This is a genomic window from Pseudomonas sp. USTB-Z (genome assembly GCF_019691255.1).
GTDB classification, from domain to species: domain Bacteria; phylum Pseudomonadota; class Gammaproteobacteria; order Pseudomonadales; family Pseudomonadaceae; genus Aquipseudomonas; species Aquipseudomonas alloputida.
Genome location: NZ_JAECZP010000006.1, coordinates 219,846 through 244,919, shown reverse-complemented (window position 1 = coordinate 244,919; position 25,074 = coordinate 219,846). Strand labels below are relative to the sequence as shown.

The window sequence follows — 25,074 nt, the reverse complement described above, 5'->3', positions numbered from 1 at the left end:
GTTTTGGCCGTTACATTGAATGGCTGTTCAATAATGATGGCCATATGGCATCATTGAAATCAAAAAAGTCACGAGGGTGAGACACACAAACAACTCCGCAGCGCATCAAGAGCCTGGCGCCATACCGGTGACCCGGCCATCCACCCAAGCTCCTGAGGCCTGCACGCCACCGTCAAGGAGCATTCCATGCAGTTACGGAATTTGAAGATCGGCATTCGCGCTGCAAGCGTGTTCGCCCTGTTGGGCATCCTGGTCCTGTTCATGGGCTTGATCGCACTTTACGAAACCCGGCAGATGGACAAAGCCACGGATGAAATCCGGGTGACCTGGATGCCGGCCGTAATAGCCCTCGGTGACATCAGCGCCAACCTCGGGCGTGCCCGCGCCGTCACCTTGCGTGCCGCGCTGGACGACAACCCCAGTGACCGCGAGCGCAACCTGCAGATGCTCAACGGCATCAATACCGAGCTGAATAATGCGCTGAAGGATTATGCCGACACGATCATCGCTGCCGATGACCGCGCCCTGTTCAATGCCTTCAGCGCGGCTTATCAGCACTATTTCGAATTACAGACCCGCGTGCTGCAAGACATTCAAGCTGGGCACATGGACGACGCCAAGCGGCAGATCAGCGGCCCGCTGACTCAGCACGCCGACAGCATGATGCAGGCCATGGCAGCGTTGATCGCCTATAACGGCACAGGTGCCGAACAAGCCTCGCAGCGCAGCAGCGACGTAGCGGACGAAGCGTTCACTGCGCTGGTTGCCTCACTGGTGGTGATCATGCTGGCCCTTGCAGCCATCGCTACCGTGCTCACCCGCAGTATCGTCGTGCCGCTGGCCGATGCACTGGCTGTGGCCGAGCGCGTGGCGACCGGCGACCTGACCCGGGAGATACGGGTAACCGGCCGCGATGAGCCGGCCATGCTATTGCGCGCCCTGAGCCGGATGCAGGGCAGCCTGCGCGATACCATTCGCCAGATCGCCGCGTTTTCCGACCAACTGGCCTCAGCCTCGGAAGAACTGCACACTGTCACTGAAGACACCAGCCGCGGCCTGCATCAGCAAAGTGCAGAAATCGACCAGGCCGCCACGGCGGTGAATCAGATGACTGCGGCAGTCGAGGAAGTGGCGAACAACGCGGTCAGCACTGCTGATGCATCCAAGGGCGCTGACCAGACCACCCGCGATGGCCGCGACCAGGTCAACCAGGCGTTGGCATCCATCCAGCATCTGGTAGCGGATGTGACCGGCACATCGGCCGAGATCGAACAACTGGCCAGCAACGCCAACGAGATCAGCCGGGTGCTGGACGTGATTGGTGCAATTGCCGGGCAGACCAACCTGCTGGCACTGAACGCCGCCATCGAGGCGGCACGGGCCGGAGAGGCAGGACGTGGGTTTGCCGTGGTGGCTGACGAGGTACGCGCCCTCGCCCACCGTACCCAGCAATCGACGGCAGAGATCGAGCAGATGATTGCCGGGATTCAGAACGGCACCGAGCGGGCAGTGACAGCAATGCACAGCAGCCAGGGTCGCGCCACGGGTACGCTGGAAGTGGCACAAAGCGCAGGGCAGGCGTTGGAGGTGATTGCCGAGGCCATTGCCTCGATCAACCAGCGCAACCTGGTGATTGCCAGTGCCTCGGAGGAGCAGGCGCAGGTCGCACGCGAGGTGGACCGGAACCTGGTGAATATTCGTGACCTGGCGATGCAAACGTCGGCGGGGGCGAATCAGACCAGTGCGGCGGCGCAGGAACTGTCGCGGTTGGCGGTGGACCTGAACGGGATGGTGGCGCAGTTCAAGGTTTGATCCAAAACAGCCGGGGCCGCATTGCAGCCCCGGCTACAGCAACAGCGGTCTATCAGTCGTTGACGCTTACCACCCGCCCCGCCTTCTCGACAGCCTTCCCCCGCGTCGCCAGGCAGTAGTAAAGCGGCACGGTCACCAGCAAGCCGAACAGCCACGACAGGTCAGCCCCTTCGACAATGTTCGAGTACGGCCCCACATACAGCGAAGTATTGGCAAACGGCAGCTGCACCAGGATGCCGCAGGCATAGGCAATGATCGCGTGGTGGTTGAAGCGGCCATAGATGCCGCCGTCCGCACTGAAGATCGAGGCGATGTCGTACTGGCCCTTCTTGATCAGGTAGAAATCGATCAGGTTGATCGAAGCCCACGGCACCAGCACCAGCAGCAGCGCCAGGATCAGGCCGATGAACTGGCCGATGAAGTCCGCCGAGGCATTCAGTGCCACCATCCCGCAGCCCACCAGAATGACCGAGGCCAGTATCACCCGTACCCTGATGCTCGGCGTCCACTCGGCCATGAAGGTCTGGATCGCGGTCACGATCGACAGCACGGCGCCGTAAAGGTTGAGGGCGTTGTGGCTGATGATGTTAAGCAGGAACAACACCATCAGGATCGGGCCCAGCCAGCCGGTGGCCTGCTTCACCGCATCCATTGCGTCGGTGCCTTCCGGCACGCACAGCACCGCCACCGTACCAAAGCTGAAGCACAGGATGGTGCCCAGGGTGGCGCCAAAGTAAGTGGCCCAGAACGGCTTGGCAATGCCCACCTCACGGGGCAGGTAGCGCGAGTAGTCAGAGGTGTACGGCGAGAAGCTGATCTGCCAGATCACACCCAGCGACACGGTGGCAATGAAGCCCGACAGGTTGAACGCGCCACGGCTGAAGAAGTCTGCCGGCAAGTCCTGGATGAACATCATGATGAAACCGGCCAGCAACGCCGAGCCCATCACCCAGGTACCGATGCGGTTGAGGATATGGATGAAGCGGTAGCCGATCACGCCAATGGCAGTCGCACTCAGGGCACCGATCACGATCGCGCCGGGCATCGGCACGCTCGGCGCGATGCCGTGAATGGTCTTGCCCGCCAGGACGATATTGGAAATGAAGAAGCCGACATAGATCAGCGCGGTGAAGAACACGATCAGCAAGGCACCGTAGCGGCCAAACTGGCCACGGCTCTGCACCATTTGCGGAATGCCCAGCTGCGGCCCCTGCGCAGAGGCCAGGGCGATGACCACGCCCCCGACCAGATGGCCCAGGACGATGGCTATCAACCCCCACAACAGGTTCAGGTGGAACACCTGGACCACCATGGCACCGGTGACGATGGGCAGTGGTGCAATGTTGGTACTGAACCAGAGGGTGAACAGGTCGCGCGCCTTCCCGTGGCGCTCGGCAGGTGGAACGTAATCGACCGTGTGATTCTCGACAAACTGGTGTTGCGACGACGGTTGGGACATGGTTTTCAGCTCGAAAGGTCGTTTTTATCTTTGTAAGGAAACCGCATCTAGGCGGCCTCTCAGCTGCGGACCATATTATGGTATTCCAAACTTTTGACAACACTGATCCGCATGAAAAAACGGCCACTGATCCGCTTGCGAAACCCCTGCGACAAACCGCCTCACCGCTAAAGGCCACGGTTTTCGTGGCATTGGGCCGTTCATCGCGAAAACCCAGGGTTGAAAATTCCGCTTGCAAAATAGGTATTACGGTATACCATCAGACACATCAACGATAAAAACCGCGGACCACCGCAGCCCTTCAGAGGTACTCCCGATGATCGACGCAACTGTCTACAAGAACGTTCTGGGCTCCTTCCCGTCCGGCGTTACCGTCATCACCACCCAGGACGACGACGGCTCGGTCGTCGGCCTGACCGCCAGCGCCTTCTCCTCCCTGTCGATGGACCCGCCGCTGGTGCTGTTCTGCCCCAACTACACCTCCGACTCCTACCCGGTACTGATCAAGCAGAAGCGCTTTGCCATTCATCTGCTCTCGGGTGAACAGCAGGCAGAAGCCTACGCGTTCGCCAGGAAGGGCAAGGACAAGGCCAGCGGTATCGAGTGGAGCCTGAGTGAACTGGGCAATCCGATCCTGGCCGGTGCCACCGCCGTCATCGAATGCGAACTGTGGCGTGAATACGAAGGTGGCGACCACGCCATCATGGTCGGCAAGGTGCACAACCTGATCGTCCCGGCAGAAGCACCACGGCCCATGGTGTACTGCCGCGGCAAGATGGCCAGCCTGCCGGCCTTTGCCTGAAGCCTGCAGTTGGACGCAGCCCGCTCCCACATTGAAGCCCGATTGACTGACGGGCAATAACAAGCGTTGAGGAAAAACCCATGAAATTTTCGTTGTTCGTGCACATGGAACGTTGGGATGAACAGGTCAGCCACCGCCAGCTGTTCGAAGACCTGACCGAACTGACCCTGATGGCCGAAGACGGCGGTTTCAGCACCGTGTGGATCGGTGAACACCACGCCATGGAATACACGATTTCGCCAAGCCCGATGCCGCTGCTGGCCTACCTGGCCGCGCGCACCGAGAAGATCCGCCTGGGCGCCGGCACCATCATTGCGCCATTCTGGAACCCGATCCGCGTCGCTGGCGAATGCGCCCTGCTGGACGTGATCAGCAACGGCCGCATGGAAGTGGGCCTGGCCCGCGGTGCCTACCAGTTCGAGTTCGACCGCATGGCAGGTGGCATGCCGGCCACCGACGGCGGCAAGGCGCTGCGCGAGATGGTGCCGGTGGTGCGCAAGCTGTGGGAAGGCGACTACGCCCACGACGGTGAAGTCTACAAGTTCCCGACCTCCACCAGCGTACCGAAGCCGTTCAACGCCACGCCGCCCATGTGGATCGCCGCCCGCGACCCGGACTCGCACAACTTCGCCGTTGCCAATGGTTGCAATGTCATGGTCACCCCGCTGATGAAGGGTGACGAAGAAGTGCTGGACCTGAAGAACAAGTTCCAGGCCGCCCTGGACAACAACCCGGACGTGCCGCGCCCGCAACTGATGGTGCTGCGCCACACCCACGTGCACAGCCCGTCCGACCCGGAAGGCTGGAAGGTCGGTGCCCAGGCGATCTCGCGCTTCTACCGCACCTTCGATGCCTGGTTCGGCAACAAGACGACCCCGGTGAATGGCTTCCTGGAGCCGAGCCCGGAGTCGAAGTTCGCCGAAGTGCCGGCGTTCCAGCTGGAGAACATCCGCAAGAACACCATGATCGGCACGCCGGAAGAGATCATCGCACGCATCAAGTACTACCAGGAACTGGGCGTCGACGAGTTCAGCTTCTGGTGCGACAACAGCTTGCCCCACGCCGAGAAGAAGAAGTCGCTCGAGCTGTTCATCAAGGAAGTGGTGCCGGCGTTCGCCTGAATTCCCATTGCCTGAATCATTGCGGGACGCGCCCGCTCCCGTGGGCCCCTTCGGCCTGCGTGAGCGGGCTTTTTTTTGAAACCTGTGCAGTCCCTGTGGGAGCGGGCAAGCCCGCGAAGAGGCCAGTACAGACAACAGAGAAATCAAGGCATCAGGCCACCTTTCGTCCCCCGGCAAGAGAAATTTCCTGACACCTCTTGCACAACAAATATTATGGTATACCATCAGACAACAAGAGCTGATAACCCTCACCAGGAGCCACCCATGAGTTTCGAAATCCGCAAGATCGTCACCTACTCCGAAGAGACCCGCATCGAAGGCGGCAAGGCCACTGACAAGCCGGTGACCATGGTCGGCCTGGCCGTCGTGATCAAGAACCCATGGGCCGGTCGCGGTTTCGTTGAAGATCTGAAGCCGGAAATTCGCGCCAACTGCTCGGAGCTGGGTGCCCTGATGGTCGAGCGCCTGACTGCTGCCATTGGCGGCGCCGACAAGATCGAGGCCTACGGTAAAGCCGCCGTCGTCGGCGCTGATGGCGAAATCGAGCACGCCTCGGCCGTGATCCATACCCTGCGCTTCGGCAACCACTACCGCGAGGCAGTTCAGGCCAAGAGCTACCTGAGCTTCACCAACAAGCGCGGCGGCCCAGGCACTTCGATCCAGATCCCGATGATGCAGAAGGACGACGAAGGCCTGCGTTCGCACTACATCACCCTGGAAATGCAGATCGAAGATGCCCCGCGTGCCGATGAAATCGTCGTGGTCCTGGGCGCAGCCGATGGCGGCCGCCTGCACCCGCGCATCGGCAACCGTTACATCGACCTGGAAGAACTGGCTGCCGAAAAAGCCAACGCTCAATAACAACAACCAAGACGGGCCGGGGCGTGGCGTGCTTACCCGCCGCGCCCGACCTTCAAGGAGCGCCCTCCATGATTCAGCCTGTCGCTGAACGCACACCTGCCGGCACCAGCTATCTGGATGTCGGCCAGGGCCAACCCGTGGTGCTGATCCACGGCGTAGGCCTGAACAAGGAAATGTGGGGCGGTCAGTTCGTTGGCCTGGCCAACGACTACCGCGTCATCGCCTACGACATGCTCGGCCACGGTCAAAGCCGCGTACCGGCCGCCGACACACCGCTGGAAGGCTATGCCGACCAGCTCGCCGAACTGCTTGACCACCTGCAAATTGCACAAGCCACCGTGATCGGCTTCTCCATGGGCGGCCTGGTTGCCCGTGCGTTCGCCCTCAATTACCCGCAGCGCCTGGCTGCACTGGTCGTGCTCAACAGCGTGTTCAACCGCACCCCCGAGCAAAGTGCCGGGGTGATCGCCCGCGCTGCCCAGGCGGCGGAGCTGGGCCCAGACGCCAACGTCGATGCTGCCCTGGACCGCTGGTTCAGCCGTGAATACAAGGCTGCCAACCCGGCGCAGGTCGCCGCCATTCGCCAGGTGCTGGCGAGCAACGACCCGCAGGGTTACCACACCACTTATTCGCTGTTCGCCACTCAGGACATGTACCGCGCCGACGACCTGGGCAGTATCCAGGTGCCGACGCTGATCGCCACCGGCGAACTCGACTCGGGCTCCACCCCGGCCATGACCCGCCAGCTCGCCGCCAGCATTCCTGGCGCACGCAGTGTGGTCCTCGCCGAGCAACGGCATATGATGCCAGTGGAAGCACCGCGTGAAGTCAACAAGATGCTGCTGGACTTCCTCACCCAAGCCCGCACCCTCACCGAATCCGCCAAGGGGATTGTTGCATGACCCTCGTTCGTTTCCAGATGTGCATCGACGGCCAATGGCGCGATGCCCAGAGCGGCAAGACCTTCGACAGCCTCAACCCGGCCACCGCCCAGGCCTGGGCGCAACTGCCCGACGCCGATGAAGCCGATGTGGAGCTGGCCGTTCAGGCCGCCCAGCGTGCCTTCGACAGCAAGGCGTGGCGCAGCATTACCGCCACCGCGCGCGGCAAGCTGTTGCGTCGTCTGGGTGACCTGATTGCCGAGAACAAGGAGCACCTGGCCCAGCTGGAAAGCCGTGACAACGGCAAGCTGATCCGCGAAACCCGCGGTCAGGTCGGCTATCTGCCGGAGTTCTTCCACTACACTGCGGGCCTGGCCGACAAGCTCGAAGGCGGCACCCTGCCGTTGGACAAACCCGACCTGTTCGCCTACACCGTGCACGAGCCAATCGGCGTGGTTGCCGGGATCATCCCGTGGAACAGCCCGCTGTACCTCACCGCGATCAAGCTGGCGCCGGCCTTGGCTGCCGGCAACACCATCGTGCTCAAACCGTCCGAGCACGCCTCGGCAACCATCCTCGAGCTGGCCCGACTGGCCCTTGAGGCCGGCTTCCCGGCCGGTGTGGTCAACGTGGTCACCGGCTACGGCCCCAGCACCGGCGCGGCGCTGACCCGCCACCCGCTGGTGCGCAAGATCGCCTTCACCGGCGGTGCCGCCACCGCCCGCCACGTGGTGCGCAGCAGTGCCGAAAACTTCGCCAAGCTGTCGCTGGAGCTGGGCGGCAAGTCGCCGAACATCATCTTCGCCGACGCCGACCTGGACAGCGCCATCAATGGCGCCGTGGCCGGCATCTACGCCGCGTCCGGGCAAAGCTGCGTGGCCGGTTCGCGCCTGCTGGTGCAGGATGAAATCTTCGACGTGTTCGTCGAGCGCCTGATTGCCCGCGCCAAGCGCATCCGCATCGGCAACCCGCAGGACGACGCCAGCGAAATGGGCCCGATGGCCACCGCGCAACAGCTGGCAGTCGTCGAAGGCCTGGTGGCAGCAGCCAAGGCCGAAGGCGCAAAACTGCACATGGGCGGAAAGCGTGCCGACGTTGAAGGTGACGGCTGGTTCTACGAGCCGACCCTGTTCGAGTGCGACAGCAACGCGATGACCATCATGCAGGAAGAAGTGTTCGGCCCGGTCGCCGCGGTGATCCGCTTCAAGACCGAAGAAGAAGCGCTGGCCATAGCCAACGACTCGCAATTCGGCCTGGCTGCCGGCATCTGGACGCGCGATCTGGGCCGTGCCCACCGCCTGGCCCGCGACGTGCGTTCGGGGATCATCTGGGTCAACACCTACCGTGCCGTGTCGGCCATGGCACCGATAGGTGGTTTCAAGAACAGCGGCTACGGCCGTGAGAGCGGCATCGATTCGGTGCTGGCCTATACCGAGCTGAAGACCGTGTGGATCAACTTGTCCACCGCGCCGATGCCCGACCCGTTCGTGATGCGCTAAGAGGAACACGAGATGATCGAACCCGGCATCTACAAAGACGTGATGGGCTCCTTCCCATCCGGCGTCACGGTAGTGACCACCCTGGACGCCGACGGCGGCATCGTCGGCATCACCGCCAGTGCATTCAGCGCGCTGTCGATCGACCCGGCGCTGGTGCTGTTCTGCCCCAACTACGCCTCCGACACCTACCCGATCCTGCGCGACAGCAAGCAGTTCGCCATCCACCTGCTGTCCGCCGACCAGACCGCCGAAGCCTATGCCTTCGCAGGCAAGGGCAAGGACAAGGCCAAGGGCGTGGAGTGGCACCTGAGCGAGCTGGGCAACCCCCTGCTGGCCAAGGCTACGGCGATCATCGAGTGCGAGTTGTGGCGCGAGTACGACGGCGGTGACCACGCGATCATTGTCGGCGCGGTGAAGAACCTGGTGTTGCCGGCCGAGCCGGTGACCCCGATGGTCTACCACAAAGGCAAGCTCGGCGCCCTGCCGCCGCTTGGCTGATACATCTTGAAGTCGGTGTTGGCCGCTTCGCGGGCTCGCCCGCTCCCACAGGTATCGCACAGATCCTGGAACCCGTGGGAGCGGGCAATCCCGCGAAAAAGCCAACACCGATGACCCTGTTTTCAGGGGTCGCGCTAATCGTCTCACCCTCGGTTGCGGCCCCTGTTTTATGCCGGAGTACTGCACATGAGCAATGAAAAGTACGAAAAGGGTCTGAAAATCCGCACCCAGGTGCTGGGCGAGGACTACGTCAACCGCTCGATCCAGAACGCAGATGAGTTCACCAAACCGTTGCAGGAGCTGGTCACCGAGTATTGCTGGGGTCACGTCTGGGGCCGTGAAGGCTTGTCGCTGAAAGAGCGCAGCATGATAAACTTGGCCATGATTTCCGCGCTCAACAGGCCCCACGAGCTCAAATTGCACATTCGCGGTGCCCTGCGCAATGGCCTGAGCCGTGAACAGATTCGCGAAATCCTGCTCCAGGTCGGCATTTATTGCGGCGTACCCGCGGCGGTGGACAGTTTCCGCCTGGCCCGTGAAGCCTTTGCCGAAGCCGATGCGGAGCAAACCCGTTAACAACGGGCTGTTCGAACCACTGCATGGAAAGCCTCGGTTCGAGGCATTCCGCGATGTTGGCGCAACAGCCTCATAAAGAGCGCACCTGATGAAACGCCAGCCACTCGACGACAGCTTCAAGGTCAACCGCAATCCCGTTACTCTGCGCGAAATCGTGCTCGACAAGCTGCGCGCCGCTATCATGAACTTTCACCTGCTGCCCGGCGACCGCCTGGTCGAACGCGACCTGTGCGACCGTCTCGGCGTCAGCCGCACTTCGGTACGTGAAGCGCTGCGTCACCTGGAGTCCGAAGGCCTGGTGGAGTTCGCCGACGCCAAAGGCCCACGCGTGGCCATCATCACCCTGGAAGACGCACGTGACATCTATGAGCTGCGCTGTGTGCTCGAAGGCCTGATCGTGCAACTGTTCACCCTCAACGCCAAGGCCAAGGACATCCGTGCGCTGGAACGCGCGCTGGAAGTGAACCGCGAGGCACTGGAAGAAGGTGAGCTGCAACAGGTACTGGATTCGGTACAAGGTTTCTACGATGTGCTGCTGGAAGGCTCCGGCAACCAGGTGGCGGCCCAGCAGTTGCGCCAGTTGCAAGCACGCATCAGCTACCTGCGCGCCACCTCGGTATCGCAGGAAAACCGCCGCGGCGCCAGCAACCGCGAAATGGAAAAGATCGTCGAGGCAATCAAGAGCGGTGACCCGCTGGTAGCCCACCAGGCCTCGGTCGACCACGTCCGCGCCGCCGCCAAGGTGGCCTTGGAATACCTGCGCCAGAAGCAGGATGACAACGCCAAGGTGCGCGACATTGTCGAACCCTTGGCCCTGAAGGAACCCCGCATAGGTCGCTGATCATGCCCAATGCCCCGCGCTACTGCCCGCACTGCACCACGGAACTGGCCCGGGGCGTTCCCACAGGCGATACCCACGAACGCCTGCATTGCGCCGGCTGCGGCTACATCCACTACATCAACCCAAAGATCATCGCCGGCTGCATCATCGAGCGCGATGGAAAGTACCTGCTGTGCCAGCGCGCCATTCCCCCTCGCCCCGGCACCTGGACCTTGCCTGCGGGGTTCATGGAGGCTGGCGAAACCACCGAACAGGCGGCGCTGCGCGAGGTATGGGAAGAAAGCGGCGTACGTGCAGACATCGTCTCGCCGTATTCGATCTTCAGCGTGCCAAAGATCAGCGAGGTGTACATCATCTTCCGTGCCATCGTCACCGAAGAAACCGGGCAGTACGGGCCTGAGACGCTGGCGTACAAGTTCTTCGAGCCGGATGAAATCCCCTGGGATGAGATCTACTACCCGGCCATCCGGCAAATTCTCGAACGCTACATCCTCGAGCGGCAGGCCGGGGTGTATGGCATTTACATGGGCAATGATGACACCGGCAAGGTGCACTTCATGCGCTAGCCGGTACGGCCTCTTCGCGGGTGAACCTGCACTCACCCGGATCGCGCAGTTACAGAGGCTCGTGCAGTGGCACAGCCCTCACAAAACCCTCGCCAACGGTCTATTCTCGGTGCACCCTAAGGGCCTTGAGAAAGAGGACCGGCAAAGCACATGGCTAGATGGCTAGATGGCGGCGGGCTAATGGCCGAACGCATCCGCAACCACGACTGGGCCACCACCCCACTGGGCCCGCTGGAACATTGGCCCGACGCCCTGAAAACCACGATAGCTCTGTGCCTGGCCTCGCGCTTTCCGCAAGCCGTGCTCTGGGGCCCGGACTTGATCACCCTGTACAACGATGCCTTCACCCCGATTCTCGGTCGCAAGCCCCTGGCCTTGGGCATCCCCTTTCGCGACGTGTGGCACGAAGCCTGGGATGAAATCAGCAGCATGGCAGCCCGCGCGTTGGCCGGCGAAGCGGTTTACATCGAAGACTTCCCGCTGATGATCGACCGCAACGGCGGCCTGGAGCGGGCCTATTTTACCTTCTGCTACAGCCCGATTCGCGGCCATGATGGCGAAATTCTGGGCATGCTCGACACGGTCACCGAAACCACCGCCAGTGTGCTCACCAACCAGCGCCTGAACTTTCTCGATACCCTCGGGCGAGCCGTGACCGAGGCGACCGACCCGGACCAGATCATGGCCATCACCACCCGCATGCTGGTCGAGCACCTTGGCTTGTCCAGCTGCGCCTATGCGGTGATGGACCCCGACGAGGACGGTTTCACCATTTGCGGCGATGCGGTGACACCCGGCTCACCACGCCTGGTCGGCCACTATCACCTGCATGACTTCGGCCGCCTGGCGGTCAGCCGCCTGCGCAGCGGCCTGGCTCTGGTGATCAACGACAACCTGCGCGAACTGGCCACTGACGAGGCGGCGACTTTTCAGGCCATCGGCATTACGGCCACCATTTGCATGCCACTGATCAAGGGTGGCAGGCTGACCGCGCTCATGGCGATTCACGACCGCGTATCCCGGGTATGGACTGACTACGAGCAAGCACTGATCAGCGAAGTGACCGAGCGATGCTGGGCGCACATACAGCGGGCCCAGGCCCATGCCGAAGTGCGCGAAGCGATGGCGGCCCTTGAAGCGCTCAACACGACCTTGGAACATCGCGTAGAAGAACGCACCACTCAGCTGCTGCACACCGAGGCCGTGCTGCGCCAAGCCCAGAAGCTGGAAGCCATTGGCCAGCTGACCGGCGGCGTAGCCCACGACTTCAATAACCTGCTGACCATCATCCGCTCGTCGCTGCACTTCCTGCAGCGCCCCAACCTGGCCGAAGAGCGCCGCGAGCGCTACCTCAAGACCATGTCCGACACGGTCGACCGTGGTGCCAAGCTGACCGGCCAGCTACTGGCCTTCGCCCGACGCCAGGCCCTCAGCCCACAGGTGTTCGAAGCCGGGCCACGGCTGGAAGCCATGGCCGACATGCTCGACACCGTCACTGGCGCGCGCATCCGGGTCGAGCTGCAGCTACCCCAAGCGCCCTGCCACATCCGCGCCGACCTCAGCCAGTTGGAAACTGCGGTAATCAACCTGATGCTCAACGGCCGCGATGCCATGGCTGGCGAAGGTGCCTTGCAGCTGCGCCTGCAGGCCGACCAGTGCCTGCCGGCCTTGCGCGGTCAGCCTTCACAGCCAGGCCCGTTCGCGGCGATATCGGTGAGCGACAACGGAGTCGGTATTGCCACCGAGTTGCTGGAGCGCATCTTCGACCCGTTCTTCACCACCAAGGCCCCAGGTGAAGGTACCGGGCTCGGGTTGTCGCAGGTGTTTGGTTTCGCCAAGCAATCCGGGGGCGATGTACAGGTGAACAGCATCCCCGGCCAGGGCACCACCTTTACCCTGTATCTGCCGCAGGAGGCCCCAACTGCGGCCTCGCCCGAAGACGCCTCGGCCGGCAGCCAGCCACAGGTACAGGGCGAGCGGCGACGAATACTGGTGGTAGAAGACAATCCCGACCTGGGCAGTTTCACAGCTCAGCTCCTCGAGGACCACGGCTACCAAATCAGCTATGCACGGTCGGCAGAAGAAGCGCTGGCGCAGTTGACTGGCCCGGCAGGTGATTTTGATGCGGTGTTTTCCGATGTGGTCATGCCCGGCATGGGTGGCTTGGCACTGGCCCGCGAACTTCGCCGCCAGCGCCCGCAGTTGCCGGTGATCCTGACTTCGGGCTATAGCGAGGCGATTGCCGAAGGCGGGCACCAAGGGTTCACCTTCCTGGCCAAACCCTACTCGGCAGAACAGGTGTGCCAGATACTCGGCAAAGTATTCGGCCACTGATACCTTGCATCGCAATAGGCGATCAACGGCGCCCTTCTGCCAGCATGCGCACCGCCAGCCCCGCCAGCACCGTACCCATCAACCAACGCTGAACCTGTTGCCACAGCGGCCTGCCAGCCAGGAACACGGCGATGGAACCGGCCATGATCGCAATCAGCGCGTTGACCGTAACGCTGATGGCGATCTGCGTCGAACCCAGCACCAGCGACTGCAACAGCACGCTGCCGTGGCCCGGTTCGATGAATTGCGGCATGAGCGACAGGTACATGACGGCAATCTTGGGGTTGAGCAGGCTGGTGGCAAACCCCATGGTGAATAGCCGCCGCGGGCTGTCGGCGGGCAGTTCACGGAGCTGGAACGGCGATTGGCCACCCGGCCGCAGCGCCTGCCAGGCCAGGTACAACAGGTACAGCGCGCCACCGATGCGCAGCGCGTCGTAGGCAAAGGGTACCGCCATCACCAGCGCCGTGATGCCCATTGCCGCGCAGAACATGTAGATGACGAAGCCCAGAGCCACACCGCCAAGCGAAATCAAGCCGGCTTGGCGGCCCTGGCAGATCGAGCGGGAAATCAGGTAGATCATGTTCGGCCCTGGGGTCAGGACCATGCCGAGGCAAATCAAGGCGAACGTGAGCAGTTGCGTGGTTTCGGGCACGGGGCACATCCTGGTTGTGCATTAGGTTGCAGCGAGTTTATCTGAAGTCATGCTGAACCGGTAAATTCAGGTCATTTGCCCGGCTATCAAGCCCAGGGCCACGGTAATCATCGCCATCCCCGACACCCGCCCGACCAGCTTTGCCGCACCCGGCCGAGTGCTCAGCACAGCTTTGGCGCCATAGCCGACCAGCGTGTAGATCACCAGCGAACTGCACAGGTGGACCAGCCCCAGCAACAAGATCTGCAAGGGCACAGGCCAGCTCGACTGCGGGTCGGTGAACTGCGGCAGCAGGGCCAGGAACAGCAGGAATACCTTGGGGTTCAGGCCGCTGACGCAAAAACCCTTCAACGCCCAGCGTGAGCCCGACTCCCCCGCTCCGCCCTGCCCGGCCGCCGGCAATGCCGGGCTGAGCAACAGGTTGCCGCCCAGCCACAGCAAGTAACTGCACCCCGCCAGGGTCAGCAAGGTCAGCGCCAACGGGTGACCTGCCAGCAAACTGCCGACCCCGGCCGCCACCACCAGCGTGGCCAGGAAATGCCCCGACAACATTCCCGCCACCGCTGGCATCACCCAGCGACCGCGCATGCCTGCAGAGATGGCATACGCCCAATCTGCACCCGGGGTAATCACGAACAGCATCGACACAGCCCAGAACGCCGTCAGCACACTGATAGCCACTTGAATCTTCCTTATCTACTGCATTGGGATGTCGAAAGATTACGGATTTCGCTCGGGGATATTCTTTCGTATATTTCCCCTTGGCATTCATGAATTGGAAGATTCTTCCCAATGGATAGAACTGATCGAAAGATCCTTGCCGAGCTGCAAAAAGACGGGCGCCTGTCGGTAACCGAGCTGGCCGACCGTGTGGGGCTCAGCCTGTCACCCTGTCATCGGCGCTTAAAGGCACTGGAAGAGTCCGGAGCCATTCTGGGCTATCACGCACGGCTGGCACCGAGCGCCCTTGGGCTGAACTTTGCCGCGCTGGTATTCGTGACGCTACGCGAGGTAACCCGCCAGCCGGTGGCGGACTTTGAAACGGCACTGGCGCAGATCCCGCAGATTGTCGAAGCGCAGCGGCTGTTCGGCGACCCGGATTACCTGCTGCATGTGGTAGCCAAGGACCTGCCGGCGTTTCAGAAGCTGTATGACGAGCACCTGACCAGTATTCCCAATGTGAAACGCTTGAGCTCGACCTTGGTGATGAAGGAAGTGCTTCAGGATCGGCTGCTACCCATGTAGCTGTTTCTTCGTGTGCCGGCCCCTTCGCGGGTAAACCCGCTCCTGCAAAGGTGACTTAGCCCGTTGTAGGAGCGGGTTTACCCGCGAAGAGGCCGGCCCAGGCAACCTTTCATCTGCCCTGAAAACGCGCACATCGCACCAACCCAGCCCACCGTGATCCGGTTGCCACCCCCGCCGCCCCTCTACCCTAAGGCCTTCAGCCAGCTGGCACTCTCCTTGCTACCGTCACCCGCTTAAGCTTTTGTCAGCCTTAGTTTTTTTAACGCTTATGGGCACATATTTACTAATTTCTCGTTACCCCCGCGCCCCTCATCATCGCTCCAACAAGAACGCGTCGCCCACCGCCGGCACGCCCCCGGGCAGTTCCCAATGCCCTACCTTGCCTTGGAGTCAGTCATGACCAGTGCAGCCAATTCGGCACCCCTGATAGAAAAACACACGATCGGCTACGTGCCCCCGCAAGACCGCCATGGAAAGGTAAGGGATCTGTTCACACTCTGGTTCGGCGGCAACATCGCGCCGTTGCCCATCGTCACCGGCGCGCTGGGTGTGCAGCTGTTCCACCTGAACCTGGTATGGGGCATCGTCGCCATCCTCGTCGGTCACCTGGTCGGCGGGGTGCTGATGGCCCTGCACTCGGCCCAGGGCCCGCAAATGGGCATTCCGCAGATGATCCAGAGCCGCGCCCAGTTCGGCACCCTCGGCGCGCTGCTGGTGGTGGTGATCGCCGGCGTCATGTACATCGGCTTCTTCGCATCCAACATCGTCCTTGCCGGCAAGTCACTGCATGGCGTGGTGGACGCCGTTCCGGTACCGGTGGGCATCGTCATCGGGGCGCTGGGTTCAGGCATCATCGGCATCATCGGCTACCGCTTCATCCACGTGCTCAATCGCATTGGCACCTGGGTACTGGGTATCGGTATCGTGGTCGGCTTCGGCTACATCTTCACCCATGTACAAAGCGACGATTTCCTCACCCGTGGCAGTTTCAACCTGGCCGGCTGGCTGGCCACCGTGTCGCTGGCGGCGTTGTGGCAAATCGCCTTTGCGCCCTATGTGTCGGACTACTCGCGCTACCTCCCGGCAGATGTCAAAGTCAGCTCGACCTTCTGGACCACCTACCTGGGTTCGGCCCTGGGCTCAAGCCTGTCGTTCATCTTCGGCGCCGTGGCCGTGCTGGCGATCCCGGCCGGCATGGACACCATGGACGCGGTCAAGCTGGCCACCGGCACGCTCGGCCCGATTATGCTGGTGCTGTTCCTGCTCAGTGTGATCAGCCATAACGCTCTCAACCTGTATGGCGCGGTGCTGTCGATCATCACCCTGGTGCAAACGTTCGCCTACCGCTGGATCCCCACCGCCAAAAGCCGGGCAGTGCTGTCGCTGATCGTGCTGTCGGCCTGCTGCGTGGTAGCGGTGTTCGCTTCGGCAGACTTCATCGGCCACTTCGTTGACATGGTGCTGGTACTGCTGGTGGTGCTGGTGCCGTGGACGGCGATCAACCTGATCGACTTCTACGCCATTCACAAAGGTGATTACGACATCCAGTCGATCTTCCAGGTCGATGGTGGGATCTATGGGCGCTACAACCCGCAGGCCCTGATCGCCTACGCTGTGGGTATCGTGGTGCAGATACCGTTCATGAACACCCCGCTGTACGTCGGGCCGATTTCCGAGCATATCAACGGGGCTGACCTGTCGTGGCTGGTAGGGTTGGCGATCACCTCGCCGCTGTACTGGTGGCTGGCGAGCCGTGACAGTGCCTACCGTCGTCGGCAGACCAGCGCCAAGCTGGCAGCGATGGCTTAATCGGTACTGGCCTTTCGTTGCAAAAGATGAAACGGCTGGGTGCAGGCGTCCGAACGCCTGGTGCAATTCAGGCGGAAAACAGCGAACCCTTCGATTGGGAATAAATGGCGAAAAATGGGCCGGCTTCAGAAGGCCGGCCCGTTTCGCTATTTAGAAGTTGAAGGTGTAGCGCATGATCAGGCGATTTTCATTAGCGCTGTCAGCGTAGGTCGAGCGGTTCGTGGAGTTACGCCACTGGAACGAAACACCCTTCGCCGGACCACTCTGAATAACATAAGAGATATCAGTGACCCGCTCCCATTCTTTGCCATCCTCCCCGTTGAGGCGGAGTGAAGCAGCTTGGCGGCTGGTCAGCAGATCAGGATTAACATCATCACCTTTCATGTACCGAGTGGTGAACAGCAAGCCCGGTACACCCAACGCGGCGAAATCAAAGTCGTACCTTGCGAACCACACTCGCTCCTCAGGGGCAGTGAATGTACTGACCAGCGATTCGCCGAACAGATAGGTATCCGTGCCGTTCACGAACGCAAACGAGGTGTCGCCCCAGGCCTTCTGGTAACCGCCACCGAGGGTGTGTCCCTTGATGCTGTAGGCGAAGTAGCTACTCAGCGTTCTGTTGTCCACCTCACCCAGTTTTTTGGAGCCCGTCTCGCTGGCATCGAACACGCGAACATCCGCGATCACATTGCCTTCCCACAACGGCTTGATGACTTTAATGCCGGCGAAGTAGGATTTATAAAGATCTTCAAGTTCGGCGGCGTGCAAACTGAAGGTCATGTCCTTCGCAGGCTTGAAGTCAAATGCCAGGTAGTTGTAGTGATCCGCCTCAACCGGGGCATAGCCAGTGGCTGTGAGTGATTCGAAATCGGTGGAATTACGCTGCTTCACTGCGTTGACTCTTGTAGCTGTTACCGTCAATTTATCGATATCGTTGACGGTCAGCGAACCACCGCGAAAGACCTGAGGCAGCAAGCGGCTGTTATTACTCCAGAGTAGAGGCATCAGAGGGTTTACCCCCCCTATCCTCAACTCCGTCTTACCCATCCTCGCTTTGGCGGTGGCCACGAACTTACCGTATTCATCCTCAACCTGCCTGTCGGAATCGTAGGCCAGCAGCCCTGATCCCGTTCTGTCCGGGCTGGAATCAAGCTTCACCCCCAGCAAGCCCATCGCATCAATACCGAAGCCCACTGGCCCTTCTGTAAAACCGGATTGCAGGTTCAAAATAAAACCTTGCGCCCACTCATCGCGCTTGGACTGAGTGGCGCCATCATTGCGAAAATCCCGATTATAGTAAAAGTTCCGGAGCTCAAGACTGCCTTTGAAGTCTTCCACGAACGCGGCAGAAGCATAAGGCGCGACTAGCAGTGTTGCTGAACAAGCCAACGTTTTTTTAAAAGCAATAGACATCACAGGCACCTTGTTCTTGTTGTGTGCTTGAGCATGGTCCGCCGCTAAGCGCCCCACGCAATGCCAGTTCTACAAATGGGTTAAGGCCCGCTTTAGCGGAATAATCGAAACAGCATCACCTGTCCGACGCCAAACTTGCACAGGGTGCACGCCAGTTTTTATTCTGAGTGAAAGGTAGTGAATGCACGCACGGGCTCACGGCCAGTAACCAACGTGTTCTCAATGCTGCCATCATCGGCATAACCCAAGCTCATCCCACAGACGAGCATTTGGCTCTTCGGTATTTCCAGCATTTCAGTGATGATGCTGTGATATTTAAGGAATGCTGCCTGTGGGCAGGTGTGCAAGCCTCTTCCCCGTGCGGCAATCATGAGGCTTTGCAGGAACATGCCATAATCCAGCAGGCTCCCTTCCTGAAGCACGCGGTCAATCGTGAAGAACAGGCCAACAGGCGCCCCGAAGAAGCGATAATTCCGGCCGTGTTGCTCGTGCATCCTTTGTTTATCGCTTCGACTGATGCCCAACAAGCTATAGAGCCCCCACCCTACCTCCCTGCGCCGTTCGATGTAGGGAGATGTCCACTCCCTGGGGTAATACGCGTAGGGATCAGAAAAGCGTTGGTCATCAGCCGGATGGTCATCAACCTCAGTCAGTGCTGCGGACAACCGTGCCTTCATATCGCCGGTAACAACATGCACGTTCCAGGGCTGCAGGTTGACGCCTGTTGCGCTATAGCGAGCAACGTTCAGAACCGCTTCAATTTCCTCCCGCGGAACTGGGGTTGGGAGGAACGACCTGATGCTCCGACGTGAGACGATTGCCCAGTCGATCAAACGGGCAGTTTCGTCCGAACCTACCGGTGATTTGCGCAAGCGATCAATAAGCATACCTGGCACCTTTCTCTCAGCATTATGGTCAGGTCAGCTCATGGGCAACCGTGGCCTTCTTCCTCACTACAGCCGAGTCCGAGCGAGATTGGTTGATCATGGTCACTGCAACAGCCCCTACCAGGCCGGCGAGCGCAATTGCCATGAAGTTCTGCTCCAGCGGCAACGCCATCGACACCAAGGCACCAATCAAAACAGGCGCGACAATCGCCCCGACGCGACCGACGCCCGAGGCAAAACCGACGCCAGTCGAGCGGATGGTGGAGGGATAGAAATCGCCGGCGTATGCATAGGCCAGAAGCTGGGTGCCAAGGGTCGAGGCACCCACGATGAACACGACGACAAAGAGCAGTTCGGTGGAGCGGGTATATCCCAGCAACGTGAGTGCAACCGCGCCCACGACATAGAACACCACCAAGACGTGTTTGATGCTGAATTTGTCGCTAAGCCATCCACCCAGAATTGCACCGAAGATCGAACCGAGGTTGAACACGATGACGAAATTCAGGGCTGAACCGAGGCTGAAACCCGCCATGGCCATCAACTTGGTGAGCCACGAATTGAGCGCATACACCATGAACAGCCCAGTCATGAATGCCATCCAGATCATGACCGTGCTGTATCCACGGCCTTCCAGGAAAAGGCTTCGTACTGGCTTATCTTGAGCAGAGATAATCTGAGGATTGCCGACGAGCTGCGTGTCATCCGTGATCACAAGGTCAGGACGAAGGCGACGCGCGATGATTTTCAACTCGTCTTGTCGACCCTGCTTCAACATAAAGCCGATAGAGTCGGGCATTGACTTGAGAATGAAAGGAATCAAAACCACTGGCAGGACGGCCACGTAAAACACGTATTGCCAACCGTAGCTTTCGATCAGTTGTTTACCCGTCAGGGCTACCAGAATTCCGCCCACCGAATAGCCTGCGAAAACGATGGTCACCAGCCGGGTGCGAACTTTCAAGGGCGAGAACTCACCCATCTGCGCCGTACAGATGGGCAACACACCGCCGATGCCCAAGCCGGCGATAAAGCGCATGATACTGAAGGTCAGCGGGCTGTCAGTGAACCCTGCCGCAGCGGTGAAAACGCTGAACAGCGCCACACAGATCGCGATCATTTTCGGCCGGCCAATTCGATCTGCCAATGTGCCTAGAAAAATGGCGCCCAGCATTGTCCCAAACAATGCTGAGCCAGCCATTACCCCGGCGCTGGTTGCGTCAATTTGCATATCGGCCATGATGGCCGGTAAGGCAGCCCCCACCACTGCCAAGTCGTAGCCATCGATAATCAGAATTAACACGCACCAGAACAGAATAATTCCATGAAAGCGGTTAAACTTCGACTCTTCGGTCAACGTGTAAATATTCAAAGCACTCATACCGTGTCTCCTTCAATCTTATTGTTGTGTTTTTGAAGTCCACATACGTATAGCGATCTGGCACAACTCGACCACACGCACAGGTACGCATGGTTCCGCGTGTGAGTCGGGAGAGTTGAGAGGCACCAACTAGACGGCGCCCGAGAAAAATCGTAGGCCTTATGGCAAGCGCCAACCATGCCCAATGGCATCATTCTGCTTGACCGGAACGGGCAGTTTTGGAAAACCAGATGGCTTCAATCAGCGGGTGATCGGCCCAAGCGCAGAGGACTAGTCCCCTCGAGGGCTACGCAACGAGCGTCGGTAAGCACCAGGGGTGATACCCGTCCATTTTTTGAATGCCCTGTGGAACGCACTGATTTCAATGAAGCCAACCTCTGACGCAACGCCATCCACCGTCATACCTGCCCGGCAGAGCAGACTGATGGAAATATCCCGCCTTAGATTATCTTTGAGCCGTTGGTAGGTGAAACCCTCAGCGTAGAGCCTTCGCTGTAGGGTGGAACTGGACATGCTCAAGTCGCGTGCGAGTTCATCGAGTTCAGGCCATGTGTGTGGAGAGAGCAGTTTTAGTCGCCGCCGGATCGTAATGCTCGTGCTGTCGTCGTTACGGTATTTCACAAGGAAGTTACTTGGCGTTCCCTTCAAAAACAAAGGCAGTGTGCTGAGCGTTTGGCAAACCTTGTACTCCAGAACATTCTTCTCGAAAACAGCGGAGGTTCTCTCGGCCCGCCACTCGATTTCCTCACAAAAACGCATTCGATAGTCGCTGTCGTCCTCTGGCTGAGGAGGACGCATCGATAACTTCAAAACAGGGATGCGCCTGTCGCACAGCCAACAAAGCAGACCGTGCACGAGGACCAGCCAGGCACCATAACAAAACGCCCTTCGCGACTCACCATGATCATGGATGACAATTGCAGCATACTCTCCATCGCACTCCACCGACCCATAGATGTCATCAAGGGCAGTCCTGAGAAACGCCAGAATCCGCTTGAGCGCCTGTCCAATGGTGTCGCAGCCGAGGGCCAACTGCGCCATCAGCTTGAAGCTACCTCTGCGAAGAGGGTGACTGTCTGCCGCAAAAAACTCATCGTCGAGCAAATCCGCTAACGCAATCCACAATCTGGAGAACGTACCAGCAGGTACCCTGGCATAGCGCTGGTCCAGCAGGCGTGGATCAATATGCGCGTGGCTGAGCACAGTAGCAACATCCAGGCCACGCAGTTCTGCTCCTTGAAGTGCGTCCCGCACGAGGCTGATCGACGTAGTGCCTTTGTGGGCAGAAAACTCCATCTGGGGCTCCGTTGCTAACTCGATACCAAAGGCTGCCTTGCAAAGCAGACACACCCGTAGAAGATCTACCGTACCAATATCACTGTGCCAGGTGTCAACGCCCCTTGTTTTTTATTGCAACACGTTTTGGATTACCGCCCAGAGAGGTCACAACACCTGAGGTAAGCGGGCATTGCTTCATTCTCGCCCCTGCATCCAGGATAGTCACCCCACCTGTTTAAGGCCCTTTCCATGAGTGCCAGCGAGATGTTCTGGGAGCAGTTTTCTGTCGGCCAGGCGTGGACACACCATCGAGATGAAGCGTTGGCGCAAGACGAAATCATCGCCTTCGCAAAGCAATACGATCCGCTATACATGCACACTGATCCCGTTCAGGCGCTTTCCAGCCCCCTGGGCGTACATTGTGCAAGCGGCGTGCATACCTTCGCACTGGCTCAGCGAATGCTGTGTGATGCGCTGTTTTCGGTGACGCATGTCGTGGCCGGGCACCGCATTGAAAACTTCATCATGCATCGACCTGTGAAGCCGAGAGATAGGCTCAGCCTGACGGCAAAGGTGATGAATGTCTCACAGCACGCTCGTCGAGACGATTGCGGCTGGGTCACGCTCGCGATTGCTGTGCAGGTAGCCGGCACCGGTTCGGTGTTGACCTACGACCTGACTGTGCTAATCGCACGAGCAAAATGACCCCGACGCCGATCCATTTGGCCAATCCTCATTGCTCAGAAGCCCCCAAACATCTCTCTCAAGTACCGCCGTCAGAGGGTCGCAATTGCGCGAAGCGGCTGAGCAAGCGCAGCGCGCAGGCTTTCAAATTTTGGCGGGCAGTCCAGGTACAGCGCAGTCTTCAACATCTGTGCTGTAACCTGTGGGACCGGGCACGCCCGCGAAGAGGCCAGCACAGTCAACCCACCTCTTGCATGGCAACACACAATTCAAGAAACCGCGAGGCAGCCCGCGAAGGCGTAGCCCCATGCGGCAACAGAATGGAAAAACGCCGCACCAGCGCCTGCGGCGCAACCTGCAGCCGGTGCAGCGCCCCATCTTCATGACGAATGGACATCGCCGACACAAAGCCAACCCCCATCCCGGCCCGGACCGCCTCTTTTACCCCTTCAACGCCAGCGATCTCCAGCGCCACTCGCATTGCCACGCCATCACGGGCAAACGCCCGCTCGACGATCTGCCGCACACCCGAGCCGCTTTCACGCAGTACCAAGGGGTAGGTGCCGAGCGCCGCCAGTGTCTGCTGGTCACTGCTTGCCAGGGGATGCCCACGGGGCACAATCGCCACGATCTCGTCCTCGCGCCACGGCGTCACTTGCGTACCCAACGGCAACTCCTGCCCGGGCGGCCCCTCGATCAGGGCAATATCAACACTGTCCAGGGCGGCGACGATCTCCGCCGTGTTGCCATGCGAGGTGCTGACCAGCACATCCGGATGACGCCCGTGAAAATCGGCGATCAGGTAAGGCAGCAGGTAACTGGCGGGCGTGGTACTGGCGCCGATGCGCAAGGTGCCGCGCTCCAGCCCGCGCATGGCCTCGCGCAATGCTTGGGCCTGGCGGAAGGTTTCGCGCAGGCGCTCGGCATGCGCCAGCAACTGCTGACCGGCCGCTGTCAGCCGCACGCCGCGGCCGGCACGTTGGTAAAGGGGTTCGCCAAACGCCTCTTGCAAGAGCTTGAGCTGGCCGGACACCGCCGGCTGCGACAGGTGCAGGGCTTGAGCGGCATGGCTGATGTTGCCGTGCTCGGCAACCGTGGCAAATGTTATCAGCTGTTCTGGGGTCATGATTCAAAAATATCAGCTAAACGGATATTTGCCATCCTAAATTACGATTTTTTATAAGCTTATAACCAGATTAACGTAGGCCTTGTCGAAACACCTTTTCCGGAGGACTCACATGGCCACGGTTCCGTCCAACCCTGCCTTTGCCCCTACCCTCTCCACCCGAGGGCGGCTCAATGGCATTCTTTTCGTCGCGCTGTTCGCGGTCGCAGTCACTCAACTGGCGGCCCTGCCCGCTATCGCCAACCTGGGCATCAGCCCGCTGATCGTGGGTATCGTCGCAGGTGCCTTGTATGGCAACGCGTTGCGTGACGGCGTACCGGCAAGCTGGGCGGCAGGCATCAATTTTTCCGCTCGCGGCCTGTTACGCATTGCTGTGGCATTTTTTGGCCTGCGGGTAAGCCTGCAGGAAATTGCCGAAGTCGGCTGGTCGGGGCTTATCGTGTCGGTGCTGGTAGTCACCAGTACCCTGCTGATCGGCCTGTGGTGTGGCATGAAAGTGTTCAAGCTCGACCGCGATACCGCCTTGCTCACCGCCGCCGGCAGCGCTATCTGCGGCGCTGCCGCCGTGCTGGCATTTGAATCGGCGCTGCGCAGCGCCCCCCATAAAAGCGCCATGGCAGTCGGAAGCGTGGTGCTGTTCGGTACCTTGTCGATGTTCCTTTACCCACTGGCGATCAATGCCGGCTGGCTGCATCTGGATACCATGGGCGCCGGGCTGTTGCTGGGCGGCACTGTCCACGAAGTGGCGCAGGTGGTAGGCGCGGCCAGCAATGTCAGCCCCGAAGCCACGCATGTCGCCACCATCGTCAAGATGACCCGGGTCATGCTGCTGGTGCCGGTACTGCTGGTGGTGGGCCTGTGGATCAGCCGTTCGCGCAAGGCTGGCCAGGCGCAGGGCAACGGGCGCATTGCCATGCCCTGGTTCGCTTTTGGCTTCCTGGCACTGGTACTGGTGAATTCGCTGCAAGTGCTGCCTGGCAGCGTGACCCAGGCCGTGAACAGCCTGGACACCTTTGCCTTGACCATGGCCATGACGGCGTTGGGCATGGAGACCCGCTTCAGCCAGATTCGCCAGGCCGGGCCACGGGCGCTGGCGACCGGGGCGATCCTCAACCTGTGGCTGGTTGGCGGGGGGTTGGCGATTACCCTGGGGGTGCAGAAGCTGTTGGGCTGACGGGAGACCGAGTCGGCTGCTTCGCGGGTAAACCCGCTCCGACACAGGTCCGCACCGCCATCAAGGCTTGCGCTGTACCTGTATAGGAGCGGGTTTACTCGCGAAGCAGGCCGCCCGGTCTCAAGGTTTTTCACAGCCCCCCTCGTTGCCGTCCACATTTCTCGGTATGGTG

At 60.4% G+C, this 25,074-nt stretch carries 23 protein-coding genes; 15 read left to right on the top strand and 8 right to left on the bottom strand.

Annotated elements, in window-relative coordinates:
- The first annotated feature begins 186 nt into the window (after window positions 1–186).
- Window positions 187–1,812 (top strand): methyl-accepting chemotaxis protein, encoded by a 1,626-nt coding sequence (locus I8746_RS09935; protein ID WP_221100570.1) that lies wholly within the window; start codon window positions 187–189, stop codon window positions 1,810–1,812.
- 52 nt (window positions 1,813–1,864) lie between these two features.
- Here the strand turns inward: I8746_RS09935 and I8746_RS09930 are convergent, their stop codons facing one another.
- Window positions 1,865–3,271 carry a cytosine permease gene (locus tag I8746_RS09930; protein ID WP_014590645.1) on the bottom strand — a complete coding sequence of 469 codons (1,407 nt, stop codon included), beginning with the start codon at window positions 3,269–3,271 and terminating at the stop codon, window positions 1,865–1,867.
- 316 nt (window positions 3,272–3,587) lie between these two features.
- On the opposite strand from I8746_RS09930, the gene I8746_RS09925 reads away from it, so the two are divergent.
- The 10 genes from I8746_RS09925 (at window position 3,588) to I8746_RS09880 (ending at window position 13,250) form a co-directional block, all read left to right on the top strand.
- Entirely contained in the window at window positions 3,588–4,073 is a 486-nt protein-coding gene (locus I8746_RS09925) for a flavin reductase family protein (protein ID WP_014756273.1), read from the top strand.
- Between the two features lie 80 nt (window positions 4,074–4,153).
- On the top strand, window positions 4,154–5,194 hold the full coding sequence (locus I8746_RS09920) for an LLM class flavin-dependent oxidoreductase (protein ID WP_010954486.1): 1,041 nt from the start codon (window positions 4,154–4,156) through the stop codon (window positions 5,192–5,194).
- 264 nt (window positions 5,195–5,458) lie between these two features.
- Window positions 5,459–6,055 carry an amino acid synthesis family protein gene (locus I8746_RS09915; protein ID WP_003256068.1) on the top strand — a complete coding sequence of 199 codons (597 nt, stop codon included), beginning with the start codon at window positions 5,459–5,461 and terminating at the stop codon, window positions 6,053–6,055.
- Window positions 6,056–6,123: 68 nt separating this feature from the next.
- Window positions 6,124–6,957 (top strand): alpha/beta fold hydrolase, encoded by an 834-nt coding sequence (locus I8746_RS09910; RefSeq protein ID WP_003256070.1) that lies wholly within the window; start codon window positions 6,124–6,126, stop codon window positions 6,955–6,957.
- Window positions 6,954–8,435: an aldehyde dehydrogenase gene (locus I8746_RS09905; protein ID WP_003256071.1), complete on the top strand. Its 1,482-nt coding sequence runs from the start codon at window positions 6,954–6,956 to the stop codon at window positions 8,433–8,435. Before I8746_RS09910 ends, I8746_RS09905 begins: the two co-directional genes overlap by 4 nt.
- A gap of 12 nt (window positions 8,436–8,447) precedes the next feature.
- Window positions 8,448–8,933, top strand: a complete 486-nt coding sequence (locus I8746_RS09900; protein WP_003256072.1) for a flavin reductase family protein — start codon at window positions 8,448–8,450, stop codon at window positions 8,931–8,933.
- Window positions 8,934–9,119: 186 nt separating this feature from the next.
- Entirely contained in the window at window positions 9,120–9,509 is a 390-nt protein-coding gene (locus tag I8746_RS09895; protein WP_012052006.1) for a carboxymuconolactone decarboxylase family protein, read from the top strand.
- 88 nt (window positions 9,510–9,597) lie between these two features.
- Window positions 9,598–10,350, top strand: a complete 753-nt coding sequence (locus I8746_RS09890; protein WP_014756270.1) for a GntR family transcriptional regulator — start codon at window positions 9,598–9,600, stop codon at window positions 10,348–10,350.
- 2 nt (window positions 10,351–10,352) lie between these two features.
- Complete coding sequence (locus tag I8746_RS09885; protein ID WP_003256075.1) at window positions 10,353–10,916, top strand: NUDIX hydrolase; 564 nt, start codon at window positions 10,353–10,355, stop codon at window positions 10,914–10,916.
- Between the two features lie 150 nt (window positions 10,917–11,066).
- Entirely contained in the window at window positions 11,067–13,250 is a 2,184-nt protein-coding gene (locus I8746_RS09880) for an ATP-binding protein (RefSeq protein ID WP_221100569.1), read from the top strand.
- A 22-nt stretch (window positions 13,251–13,272) separates the two neighbouring features.
- Here I8746_RS09880 and I8746_RS09875 read toward each other — a convergent pair whose 3' ends face one another.
- Both I8746_RS09875 and I8746_RS09870 read right to left on the bottom strand, forming a co-directional pair.
- Complete coding sequence (locus I8746_RS09875) at window positions 13,273–13,905, bottom strand: LysE family translocator (protein WP_003256077.1); 633 nt, start codon at window positions 13,903–13,905, stop codon at window positions 13,273–13,275.
- 66 nt (window positions 13,906–13,971) lie between these two features.
- A complete protein-coding gene (locus I8746_RS09870) occupies window positions 13,972–14,586 on the bottom strand; it encodes a LysE family translocator (protein WP_003256078.1) in 615 nt (204 codons plus the stop codon).
- Between the two features lie 111 nt (window positions 14,587–14,697).
- Here I8746_RS09870 and I8746_RS09865 point away from each other — a divergent pair, with 111 nt between their 5' ends.
- The gene (locus I8746_RS09865; protein WP_064493009.1) at window positions 14,698–15,150 is read left to right on the top strand and encodes an Lrp/AsnC family transcriptional regulator; all 453 of its coding nucleotides are present in this window, start codon (window positions 14,698–14,700) and stop codon (window positions 15,148–15,150) included.
- A 396-nt stretch (window positions 15,151–15,546) separates the two neighbouring features.
- Complete coding sequence (locus I8746_RS09860; RefSeq protein ID WP_198748082.1) at window positions 15,547–16,959, top strand: cytosine permease; 1,413 nt, start codon at window positions 15,547–15,549, stop codon at window positions 16,957–16,959.
- Between the two features lie 150 nt (window positions 16,960–17,109).
- On the opposite strand, the gene I8746_RS09855 is transcribed toward I8746_RS09860, so the two are convergent.
- From I8746_RS09855 to I8746_RS09840, 4 genes are all read right to left on the bottom strand, one after another.
- Entirely contained in the window at window positions 17,110–18,372 is a 1,263-nt protein-coding gene (locus tag I8746_RS09855; protein WP_221100568.1) for an OprD family porin, read from the bottom strand.
- A gap of 158 nt (window positions 18,373–18,530) precedes the next feature.
- The gene (locus tag I8746_RS09850) at window positions 18,531–19,259 is read right to left on the bottom strand and encodes a nitroreductase (protein WP_221100567.1); all 729 of its coding nucleotides are present in this window, start codon (window positions 19,257–19,259) and stop codon (window positions 18,531–18,533) included.
- Window positions 19,260–19,287: 28 nt separating this feature from the next.
- Entirely contained in the window at window positions 19,288–20,640 is a 1,353-nt protein-coding gene (locus I8746_RS09845; protein WP_014756263.1) for an aromatic acid/H+ symport family MFS transporter, read from the bottom strand.
- A 270-nt stretch (window positions 20,641–20,910) separates the two neighbouring features.
- Window positions 20,911–21,936 (bottom strand): AraC family transcriptional regulator, encoded by a 1,026-nt coding sequence (locus I8746_RS09840; protein ID WP_221100566.1) that lies wholly within the window; start codon window positions 21,934–21,936, stop codon window positions 20,911–20,913.
- A 231-nt stretch (window positions 21,937–22,167) separates the two neighbouring features.
- Here I8746_RS09840 and I8746_RS09835 point away from each other — a divergent pair, with 231 nt between their 5' ends.
- Entirely contained in the window at window positions 22,168–22,623 is a 456-nt protein-coding gene (locus I8746_RS09835; RefSeq protein WP_004577493.1) for a MaoC family dehydratase, read from the top strand.
- Between the two features lie 217 nt (window positions 22,624–22,840).
- On the opposite strand, the gene I8746_RS09830 is transcribed toward I8746_RS09835, so the two are convergent.
- Window positions 22,841–23,728 (bottom strand): LysR family transcriptional regulator, encoded by an 888-nt coding sequence (locus tag I8746_RS09830; RefSeq protein WP_221100565.1) that lies wholly within the window; start codon window positions 23,726–23,728, stop codon window positions 22,841–22,843.
- A 112-nt stretch (window positions 23,729–23,840) separates the two neighbouring features.
- Between I8746_RS09830 and I8746_RS09825 the strand changes: the two genes are divergently transcribed.
- Entirely contained in the window at window positions 23,841–24,902 is a 1,062-nt protein-coding gene (locus I8746_RS09825; protein WP_014590578.1) for a YeiH family protein, read from the top strand.
- The last annotated feature ends 172 nt before the right edge of the window (window positions 24,903–25,074 follow it).

Bases quoted from the DNA above. Each gene is read 5' to 3' on its own strand.
- I8746_RS09895 (WP_012052006.1), top strand. From the start codon at position 9,120: ATGAGCAATGAAAAGTACGAAAAGGGTCTGAAAATCCGCACCCAGGTG.
- I8746_RS09835 (WP_004577493.1), top strand. From the start codon at position 22,168: ATGAGTGCCAGCGAGATGTTCTGGGAGCAGTTTTCTGTCGGCCAGGCG.
- I8746_RS09850 (WP_221100567.1), bottom strand. From the start codon at position 19,259: ATGCTTATTGATCGCTTGCGCAAATCACCGGTAGGTTCGGACGAAACT.
- I8746_RS09930 (WP_014590645.1), bottom strand. From the start codon at position 3,271: ATGTCCCAACCGTCGTCGCAACACCAGTTTGTCGAGAATCACACGGTC.
- I8746_RS09855 (WP_221100568.1), bottom strand. From the start codon at position 18,372: ATGTCTATTGCTTTTAAAAAAACGTTGGCTTGTTCAGCAACACTGCTA.
- I8746_RS09920 (WP_010954486.1), top strand. From the start codon at position 4,154: ATGAAATTTTCGTTGTTCGTGCACATGGAACGTTGGGATGAACAGGTC.
- I8746_RS09840 (WP_221100566.1), bottom strand. From the start codon at position 21,936: ATGGAGTTTTCTGCCCACAAAGGCACTACGTCGATCAGCCTCGTGCGG.
- I8746_RS09865 (WP_064493009.1), top strand. From the start codon at position 14,698: ATGGATAGAACTGATCGAAAGATCCTTGCCGAGCTGCAAAAAGACGGG.
- I8746_RS09910 (WP_003256070.1), top strand. From the start codon at position 6,124: ATGATTCAGCCTGTCGCTGAACGCACACCTGCCGGCACCAGCTATCTG.
- I8746_RS09915 (WP_003256068.1), top strand. From the start codon at position 5,459: ATGAGTTTCGAAATCCGCAAGATCGTCACCTACTCCGAAGAGACCCGC.
- I8746_RS09905 (WP_003256071.1), top strand. From the start codon at position 6,954: ATGACCCTCGTTCGTTTCCAGATGTGCATCGACGGCCAATGGCGCGAT.
- I8746_RS09830 (WP_221100565.1), bottom strand. From the start codon at position 23,728: ATGACCCCAGAACAGCTGATAACATTTGCCACGGTTGCCGAGCACGGC.
- I8746_RS09825 (WP_014590578.1), top strand. From the start codon at position 23,841: ATGGCCACGGTTCCGTCCAACCCTGCCTTTGCCCCTACCCTCTCCACC.
- I8746_RS09900 (WP_003256072.1), top strand. From the start codon at position 8,448: ATGATCGAACCCGGCATCTACAAAGACGTGATGGGCTCCTTCCCATCC.
- I8746_RS09880 (WP_221100569.1), top strand. From the start codon at position 11,067: ATGGCTAGATGGCTAGATGGCGGCGGGCTAATGGCCGAACGCATCCGC.
- I8746_RS09925 (WP_014756273.1), top strand. From the start codon at position 3,588: ATGATCGACGCAACTGTCTACAAGAACGTTCTGGGCTCCTTCCCGTCC.
- I8746_RS09885 (WP_003256075.1), top strand. From the start codon at position 10,353: ATGCCCAATGCCCCGCGCTACTGCCCGCACTGCACCACGGAACTGGCC.
- I8746_RS09935 (WP_221100570.1), top strand. From the start codon at position 187: ATGCAGTTACGGAATTTGAAGATCGGCATTCGCGCTGCAAGCGTGTTC.
- I8746_RS09845 (WP_014756263.1), bottom strand. From the start codon at position 20,640: ATGAGTGCTTTGAATATTTACACGTTGACCGAAGAGTCGAAGTTTAAC.
- I8746_RS09890 (WP_014756270.1), top strand. From the start codon at position 9,598: ATGAAACGCCAGCCACTCGACGACAGCTTCAAGGTCAACCGCAATCCC.
- I8746_RS09860 (WP_198748082.1), top strand. From the start codon at position 15,547: ATGACCAGTGCAGCCAATTCGGCACCCCTGATAGAAAAACACACGATC.